The organism is Algoriphagus sp., from assembly GCF_024642405.1.
Lineage (GTDB): Bacteria > Bacteroidota > Bacteroidia > Cytophagales > Cyclobacteriaceae > Algoriphagus.
Map to the genome: position 1 here is coordinate 1 of NZ_JAHEBC010000143.1, position 9,559 is coordinate 9,559.

Annotated in this window: 8 protein-coding genes; all 8 read left to right on the forward strand. The window is 34.8% G+C overall.

Annotated features, from left to right (window positions below; translation table 11 throughout):
- Positions 1 to 345: 345 nt before the first annotated feature.
- Positions 346 to 660: a hypothetical protein gene (locus Q0L68_RS11800; RefSeq protein ID WP_296703278.1), complete on the forward strand. Its 315-nt coding sequence runs from the start codon at positions 346 to 348 to the stop codon at positions 658 to 660.
- Positions 661 to 1,708: 1,048 nt separating this feature from the next.
- On the forward strand, positions 1,709 to 3,541 hold the full coding sequence (locus Q0L68_RS11805; protein WP_296703281.1) for a GAF domain-containing protein: 1,833 nt from the start codon (positions 1,709 to 1,711) through the stop codon (positions 3,539 to 3,541).
- A 23-nt stretch (positions 3,542 to 3,564) separates the two neighbouring features.
- The gene (locus tag Q0L68_RS11810; protein ID WP_296703283.1) at positions 3,565 to 5,205 is read left to right on the forward strand and encodes a hypothetical protein; all 1,641 of its coding nucleotides are present in this window, start codon (positions 3,565 to 3,567) and stop codon (positions 5,203 to 5,205) included.
- A 10-nt stretch (positions 5,206 to 5,215) separates the two neighbouring features.
- The gene (locus Q0L68_RS11815; RefSeq protein WP_296703286.1) at positions 5,216 to 5,524 is read left to right on the forward strand and encodes an STAS domain-containing protein; all 309 of its coding nucleotides are present in this window, start codon (positions 5,216 to 5,218) and stop codon (positions 5,522 to 5,524) included.
- Positions 5,496 to 5,861, forward strand: a complete 366-nt coding sequence (locus Q0L68_RS11820; RefSeq protein WP_296703289.1) for a response regulator — start codon at positions 5,496 to 5,498, stop codon at positions 5,859 to 5,861. The genes Q0L68_RS11815 and Q0L68_RS11820 overlap by 29 nt, the downstream gene beginning before the upstream one ends.
- A complete protein-coding gene (locus Q0L68_RS11825) occupies positions 5,858 to 7,903 on the forward strand; it encodes a chemotaxis protein CheA (protein ID WP_296703291.1) in 2,046 nt (681 codons plus the stop codon). The genes Q0L68_RS11820 and Q0L68_RS11825 overlap by 4 nt, the downstream gene beginning before the upstream one ends.
- A 3-nt stretch (positions 7,904 to 7,906) precedes the next feature.
- Positions 7,907 to 8,446, forward strand: a complete 540-nt coding sequence (locus tag Q0L68_RS11830; protein WP_296703294.1) for a chemotaxis protein CheW — start codon at positions 7,907 to 7,909, stop codon at positions 8,444 to 8,446.
- A gap of 169 nt (positions 8,447 to 8,615) precedes the next feature.
- A partial coding sequence (locus tag Q0L68_RS11835) for a carbohydrate porin (RefSeq protein WP_296703296.1) occupies positions 8,616 to 9,559 on the forward strand: 944 nt, incomplete at its 3' end.

Consider the following 9,559-nt stretch of genomic DNA (forward strand, 5'->3'; position numbering starts at 1 on the left):
TTGGTATTGTCGAGAGGCTTGAAAATGGTGACATCCATTTGTACTATTTGCAATGGCCTTGACGCCCTTATCCCAATCACTTTTTTTCTATTAATTCTGAAGAACTTTCTTTTGATGCCTAAACGATTGGCATATTTATACCAAGTACCGATTCCCATAAATACTGCTTTATCTCGAAGGGCCTGATAATATATTTAAAGCGAGCTCCAATTTATGAACCGGTCATCGAGTAGATATTTTCTAATGACATCGACTTCAACAGGAAGTAATTGGTTTGGATGACGGGATTGACATAGTTGAAATATTGAGTTTTGACACTTCTTCTTTTCAATCCAATAATACAATTTGGAGCAAGAAATCCCAATAGATTTTAGGATTCGTTTAGTGCCAAGAATTGGTTGGACTTTTTCAATAGTATTGAGGATCAATGATTTATTCAGCTTTAATAATTCATTCTTGTTATCTGCGTACTTGAACAAAGAGGATATGGTATGGAATAAAAAATATAAGGCTTTAGCTGCTCTTAATAGGTTTTTACATTTGGCAATTTCTTTCAATAATGAGATTTCATCATCAGTAATGGCATCACACCCCATTATTTTAGAAATGTCCTTTTTCTTCCAATTAGATAAAGTACTTCTGGGAATTGTTGATTTATGATCAATAGATAACGAACCAAGATGGTGAAGTAGGATAAGATTAGTGTGATAGATATTGTAATTGGACAAAATGGATATTGAAATATTGAATGATGAATATATCAAACATCGAGATAGAATACATCTTTACGGCCAATAAACAGGGTTAAGACTGACTTGTCCCAAATTTGGGAAAGCATATTATGAAATCATTATGTAATACGCAGGGTGTATTTTCAGACATGGGTTTACTAGATTTTATCAAAAAATACTAAACACATCTTGAAAATGTTGATTGCCCAAAGTTGATTTTTCTTGTTAAAAGAATCGATCGATTTCGCTTAATTAATTGAAAAAAACAGAGGCTTAACTAATCAGGCTCGGCTAAAAATCGGTTAAGTTAGTTTGGTTTTGGTAAAGTTGGTATTATATATTTAGCTAGATTAAGGAACTCATTAGTCAGAAGTAATGTGATCACTTTTTATAAAAAAGTTAGAAGTCTTTAAGCTAAGAAAAATTGAATTAGCAAATTATATTTTCTTATATCAATTTTTTTAAACGCAAATAATTGGATTAGACGTTTTCTTTGTCAAAAACTGACTTAAAGAAACGATTAAAGCTAAAACCTTATGTCCCTTTGCGTATTTGACCGCTCCCTCAGTCAATACATCCGCTTTATAATTTGATCTTTTAAATTTGTATACAACTGCATACTATTGAGCATTCAAAAGAAAAGAAGTTGAAGGATTAAGGCTGATGCTGCAAATTTGTTGTATCAGCCTTTTTTATTAGGGTTTCTAATGATAGTGTAACAGATCCGTCCTTTCTAGTAAATCAGAAATAACTACTGGGTAATTTGAAAAGATAATCCTATCCGTTAAATATTTTGATCTCCCTTAAACTCAAAAAACCTTCCCGCTTAATAATCTCCTCTTTAAGTATTGAATGAATTAAACGAACCTTGGCTTGTCAAATGGCCCTAAAATGCTATTTGGTTCTAGAAGATAGAGATGAAATATATCAATAAAATAAGTTTTTTTCATTTATCCATTTTTTTCTGCTTCCTGATTATGGCAACGGTTGCTGTGCAATTGCTGTTATCAATAAGATTCGATAATAAGGCTGAGGAGGCTCAGGTTGGTATTTCCTATATATCTGAATTAGAGCATTACCTGCTGATACTTAATAATGATACAAATAGGAGTGCATCAGGTACGATTGATAGTAAAGTTCAAAAAGAGTATGCACGCTTCACTGCTCAAATCCAAAAGTTTATTGACCTGAACATGATTGATTATCAAGGGCAAGAATTTGAGATTTCAGAGCATTTGATGGATGTTTTTGACACCAAGCTTGATACTGAGAATTCCTTTAAGGAACTTTTATCAGAATTGCTGTTCAAATTGAAAATGAACAATCAGACCTTCAGGATAGCAATTCAAAAACTGAACAAAAGACTATCCAAATCAAAAATGTACCTGGAGCAACAGACTAAGACTCTCGGGTATTATCGAAGCATTTCAGTCTATATTTTGTTCCTAATATTGGGGATTGAGCTGTTGGCCTTCATACTTTTTCTCAAAACAAATTTTTTTAATGGTCTAAAGAAAGGTATTGAATTTAGTAGGGTTCTTGCAAATGGCAATGAAAATGACAAAAAGCTAAATAATGGTAAGGCAGAAATCGGAATTTTGTTTGAGCAGCTAAATAAGTATAGTAAAATTAATGCAGCTATTGGCAGATATCTCAATGAGCTTTTGGCAGGAAATAGTGCTATAGAATTAAGTGGCGAAATAGAAGAAAATGAACTGATAAAAAGTTTAAGCAAACTATCCACTCGCATCAATCATACAAAGCTTGAAGAAGAACAAACAAACTGGATGAATGTCGGACTTGCCAAATTCAGCGAAGTTTTACAAAGTCAGCATGATGACATTGAAAAATTTGGAGATCAGCTAATCTCTGAATTAGTGCGATATGTTGGAGCTAATCAGGGAGCAATATTCACAATAGAAGAAACTAAAGACAATCGATTTCTTCAATTATTATCTACATATGCCTGGGGGAAGAAAAGGTATGTTGAAAACCAGGTGACAATGGATAGTGGCAATTTAATGGTTCAGGCAATAAAAGAGTCCGAGCATATCTATATAAAAGAAATTCCTGATGGTTTTGTCAACATTACTTCAGGATTGGGGGATGCAAATCCAAAAGCATTACTCATTGTTCCTTTAATCATTAACAACAAACCTCTAGGTGTCATAGAATTGGCCACTTTTAAAGATTTTGATGATTATAAAATTGACTTCATCATAAAAGTATGCGAAAACATTTCATCTACTTTTTCAGCTATAGCTAGCGCTATCAACACTAAAAAATTGTTGGAAAACTCACAGGCAATGACTGAACAGTTACGAGCACAGGAGGAAGAGCTGAGGCAAAACGCAGAAGAGCTGGAAGCATCCAGGGAGAATCTTCATCGAGAATTGGAACTGGCAAAAAAAGAAATGCAAGGTCAGGTTGAGCACATCGAAAGTGAAAAGCTCAAAAACATTGCAATTCTGGAGGGATGCGTTGATGGGGTTGTCATATTTAAGGAAGACGGAATTGTTGATTTCTTTAATAAGTCTGCTGAGGAAATTTGGAGTGTTTCCCGTGAAGATATTATTGGTAAATCAATTAACAAACTCTTGCCTCTCGAGTTCAGAAACGAGCAAGATAATAGCTGCATATATTATACCGGTGGTGGACAATATAAAGAGATTACTGTTCGCACTGAGATAACTTCATATGATCAAAATGGAAATGAAAATTCACTGTTGGTGACATCCTCACAAGGTAGCGTCAAGGGAGTTAAAACTTATGCATTTTTTGTTCAGACAATTACTGTAGAACTGTTTTAGAAGTCAAATAATTAGAGGGAAGAGTGAGCAACGGCAGTAAAAATAGAATTCAAAATTTAGGTTCCTTAGATAATCTAATCAAGGTTTTTAATCGCAGTCATATTCAGGTAGAAACATTAAATCGGAAAGTTAAGTCCACTTTTTCTCCAATAAGGCTTTGTGTTAAAAAAAGTACTTCTGAGCTTGAAAAAGTTTCTGAACTAATTGGAAAAGAACAACATGGACTTCAGGAATTATATGAAAAATATCTGGATGCTGATATTTTTACTAGGTGTGAATCTACTAATTCAGCAAGTATGGAGCGCCGACAATTTTTACTGCTGCTAGATAACAAGTTGAATTTTTTGCAGGAAGAACTACAACAAACCAAAAGTTCAATCAATGAAATGTATTCAATTTACCTTTCAAATAAACTTGATGATCGCAATTTTGAGAATTACAGCAATACAAAAATAAAGCTGGAATTAATCAGCGAAAAGATATCCTTGGTTGAGAGGAGTATTAAAGAGTTTCAATCAAGGATTGGTGCAAGTACGGTAAGAACAATGCATAGAGTAGAGGGTTCAAATATAATAGTCCCCCTCAAGTTAAAGAGAGATTTAATAGAAATCATCGACAGGATAGGGGAAAATAGTCATCAACAATTAAAGTTAACCGAGCATACGCTTCAGAAGTTGAGTCAATTGTCAACCTACCTGCAGTTTGAAGATATTATTGGGCAAAAACTCGAACATATAAATGAAATCCTGACATTGGTAATTGATGGTTTAATTGCAAAAGAAAGCCATAATCAATCGGAGGATTCTCCATATTATACCATGATTCCAGAATTGTCCGCATTGACAATCAGTCACTTAAACCTTGTTCATGAAGAGTATCATTCCGTCGTTAAGGGTGTACAAATTAATGCTTTATCTGTCAAAGGTAGGCTAGATCAGCTTTGCAACACTTACTCGAGTTCACAGGCAGAAATTGGGCAAAAGCTAAATATTATCAATGAGATTTATCAATCTTTAGAGGCCTTTCTTCAGAGATGCTTTACAGATGAAATTGGATCCAAAAGCATTTCGTCTTCTTTATTAAACTATTTTGAAGCGTTATTGGACAATTCTTATGAAGTTTTTACTCAGATAGAAGGCATTCAAACCTCTGAAAAGTTACATCAAGATTTATTGGCAAAGATCCAGGAGATGATGAAAAGAATTCACGACTCCATTGTTGGATCAATGTCTCAAAAAAGAAGTATTGATGAACATCTATTTGACTTGCTCAATGAATTCAGAAAAGCTCTGGAGAACTTTCAACAATTATCACAAAATGTGTTTTCAAAAGGGGGTAATTACAAACTGATTCTCTCCAAAAAATCAAAAATTTCAGAGTCTCTCAGCGTTGAAATTCAAGCCAATTTGGAATTACTGGGTACAAACAATGTATTAGATAGAATAATTTGTGACTGCAAAAATAGCCTCATTGCATTTACCCAAAATGTAGGCGGCAGAGCGTTGACAAAACGAGAAGTGGATGCATATCATCAGCTAAAAGAAATCTATTCGATGGATAGCGAACGGATAATTCACAAGAAAAAGCAGAGAGAATTTGGAATTTCCTCAGTTGAATTGGAAAATACTGTTGAGGAGGATACTGGAACTATTGAACTATTCTAAAATTATAGATATGGCGGAATTTAAACTTAAAAAGGATTTGACAATAAGGAATGTTAGTGAAATACATAAGGGATTTGCGGATCATCTTAAGCAATTCAATCATTTATCTTTAACACTATCTGAAGATATAGATGTGGATTTTTCAGGAGTACAGCTTTTGTATTCATTAGTTTCTCATGCAAAATCCATTAACAAACCTGTTTCAATTAGTTATTTGAGCAAAAATGGTGAATCAGATCCCTTTAAAATATGTGATTTTGAAGAAATAATCTCAACTAAATACAATACAAATGAGCAAGACAATTCTAATCGTAGATGACTCTGAAAGCATCAGAGAAATCATGAATTACACACTTGAAAATGCTGAGTATAATGTTCTTGTTGGAAATGACGGAGAGCATGCACAGAGTTTTTTGGATGGAACTCCCATAAACTTGATCATTACAGACCTTAATATGCCTAAGAAAAATGGCATTGAGTTGATAAAGGAAATAAGGCAAAAAGAAGATTATAAATATACCCCTATCCTCGTTCTTACTACTGAATCTCAGGTTAGTAAAAAACAAGAGGCTAAAGAAGCAGGAGCAACTGGTTGGATTGTTAAACCATTTGTAACTGATAAACTTCTCTCAGTTGTTCAAAAGGTAATCAGATGATGAAACAATTTGTAGATGTTTTTGTCGAAGAAGCCAGCGAGTTGATCGATCAGCTGGAGGCCTCTCTACTGGTTCTGGAGTCTTCTCCTTCTGATTCTCTGGCGATTGATTCTGTATTTAGAGTAATGCATACGCTAAAAGGGAATGCTAAAATGTTCGGGTTTGAGCGGATGGGAGAGCTGACACACCAGCTTGAAAACATCTATGATAAAATAAGAAGTGAGCATAATATAGCAGATAATAAAGTGTTGAGTACTACCTTATCTGTTGTTGATCATTTGAGAAATATACTCATTGATCCATCTCTGAAAATTGAAAGTAATAAGCTAAAACAAAAAGAGCTGGAAGAAAAAATCATGGGGATTGTCTCAAATAAATCTCTAATTAATTCAATAGCACCAACAGGAGTTGCTTCGCAAGTTATAAGTTTTGATCGGTCTAATGCAATATCTACTTATTATATTAGCTTTTATCCTGACACGGATTTGATGCGAAATGGAACCAATCCATCCTTTATCCTTGAAGATATTGCTGCATTGGGTAAATCAAAAATCAATGCCCACAAGAAAGATATTCCTGCGTTTGATCAATTGGATCCTACGGGATGCTATACGTATTGGGAAATTTATTTGGCGACTAATAAAAGTGTAGAAGAAATAGAAGAAGTTTTTCTTTTCGTTCAGGATTCCGCTAAAATTAATATCTGCAGGGTTGCAGATGAAGACCTACTTCGAAATAATGTCTTCCTAAAGAAAATTGAGGAAGACAGGCAACAACAGGTACTCATCAACATTGATGAATTGCAGCAATATGTAAATCATCTCTTAAATATCATTAGGGAGAATTCAGTTGACGAAAACTCAACAACAGAAATAACAGAGCAGAAAATCTCAATTTTAAAGGTTTCTTCAGATAAAATAGACCTTTTAATGAATCTGGTGAGCGAGCTGGTCACGACACAAGCCCGCCTTAGTAATATCAGTGAAGGTAGTAATTTGCCCGGCCTTTCTACTGTTTCAGAAATAGTGGAGAAGTTATCACGGCAATTAAGAGATAATGTGTTCAGCATTAGCTTGATACCTGTCAATCAATTGTTTATGAGATTTCAGAGAATGGTGAGAGACCTCTCCATGGAGCTAGGCAAAAGTGTTGATTTTAATGTTGAGGGAGGTGAAACAGAGCTTGACAAAACCCTGATAGAAACCTTGTATGATCCAATTATGCATATACTTAGAAATTGCCTGGATCATGGCATAGAAACAATTGAAGACCGACTCAAACATGGAAAACCAGGAAAGGGTAAAATTACGCTGAAGGCATATTACTCCGGAGCCCATGTAATTATCAAGATATCAGATGACGGAGCCGGGTTAAAATATGAAAGGATAAAGCAAAAAGCCATAGATAAGGGTCTCATTGGAGTAGATGAATCTATTGATGAAAAGGAGCTGGCCAATCTATTATTTTCGGCGGGATTTTCAACTGCAAAAAAAGTTACGGATGTGTCAGGAAGAGGCGTTGGAATGGACATTGTCAAGAAAAAAATTGAAGAAATCAGAGGCGTTGTAAACATTGAAAGTTCGCAGGGTTCAGGGACTTCCATCACGATAAGACTACCCTTGACGCTTTCAATTATTGATGGATTGCAGATCAAGGTAAATGATACATCGTATATCATCCAGGTGACGAGTGTCCATAAAATTAAGGTAGTAGATACAGAGCAAATCAGAAATTGCTATAACGACCTGATCATTATTGATGGCGAACAGATACAAATAGTAAATATAAGGAAGGAGTTCAATTACAATGATTATCAGGAGATCAAAACGCACGTTGTTGTAGTGGATTTTGAAGGCACCAAAATTGGCATTGTAACTGATCAAATTGTAGGACAACTCCAAGCTGTTATTAAACCCCTGGGGAAATTTTATAAAGAACAGGAGTATATATCAGGGGCCTCTATTTTGGGTGATGGTTCAGTAGCACTTATCCTGGATATTAAGAAACTTATTTATCAGAGTATTAATCTTAAACAGAAATAAATCATGGAAGAAAAATCAAATGTTAATTCTTACCTTTTATTTACACTTGGCAAGGAAATTTTTGCTGCTAATGTGAATCAGGTATTAAACATACTAGAAATGCTCAGGATTACTGAGGTTCCAAATTCTGCCCCTTATATGAAGGGAGTTATTAATCTGCGTGGGGAGGTGTTGCCAGTGATAGACACACGTGTAAAGTTTGGCATGTCTGAAATCGAATTCAACAAGAATACCTGTATTGTGGTGATGGATATCAAGGCAGACGGTGAAACACTTCGTGTTGGAGCTCTTGTAGATTCGGTGGTTGTAGTTCTGGAAATTCATGAAAAGGATCTGTTACCTGTTCCAAATATAGGAGACACTTATAAAACGGATTTCATAAGTAATATGACGCAATATAATGACCAGTTTGTAATGGTACTATCAGTGGATAAGGTATTTAGTACTGAGGAAATTATCGATTTAAAGAGTCATAAACAACAAACAGAAAAGCTAAAAAGAGATACTAAGAAAAAAGAAAAAGAGCAAGTATCTGTTACTTAGTACAACAGTTAGTCTTCACTGTAATTCGAGGAAACACTTTTCTTCATTTATACTCCTTCTCCTTTACTCTTTTGAATAATCACAATTGAATTGTAAAGCAATTCATAAGGTAGGATAATTTTTTTTCACCTGGCAATCAGGTGGATAAACTGAATAAAACTTTTTAAAAATGATTTTTAAAAGAAGGGGATTAAAAATTGATACAGGATGGTACAGTAGATCATTGCTGTATATTTTATTAATCAAATTAATTTTTTTCTGTTCTCTCGGCATTGCACGAGCGGAAGAGGATAAGAACGAAACAGAAGAGACCAATGCAAAAGATGGTGCATTAGACTTTTCAGTTTCAGTGATGGGAGATTTTGCTGCTAATATAAAAGGTGGAGTAAGAAAGTCAGGAACATATATGGGCATGGTTGATCTTTTTGCATGGTTTGATACCGGGAAAGCTGGGTTGTGGAAAGGCGGACAATTTTTTCTACACGGATTAAATACGCACGGTGGATTGGCAACTCAAGATCTTATTGGTGACATTCAGGTATGTTCTAATATTGAAGCGGGAGATTATACAGGCCTCTTTGAATATTATTTCAAACAACAGCTTGGAAGTTTTTCATTTTTAGTAGGTCAGCACGATTTAAATTCGGAGTTTGTTGTCGTCGAAAATGGAGGAAATTTTATCAATAGTTCCTTTGGTATTCCAGCTTCTATTTCTTTGAATTTTCCAGCCCCTATTTTCCCTATGGCATCCATGGCAATTGTAACTGCCTGGAGTCCATCACCGGATTTCACATTAGTTGCCGGTGTTTATGATGGTGATCCGGGAGACTTCAAGTCAAATGAATATGGAATCAATAATAAGATTGACATCAAGAATGAAGGCTATCTGTCCATTGGCGAAGCCCAATATCATTTTATTGATACAGATGGAAATGTCACTGGTTCATATAAAGTTGGCGCATATTACCATAGCGCTACTTGTATTGATCTTACAAAAACTGATGTTGAAATAGCAGGAAAGAGCGGGTTCTTTTTTGTGATGGATCAGAACCTAATTACAAATGGGCCCAGTAAACAGGATGGATTGAAAATGTTCAGTCAAATTGGTTGGGG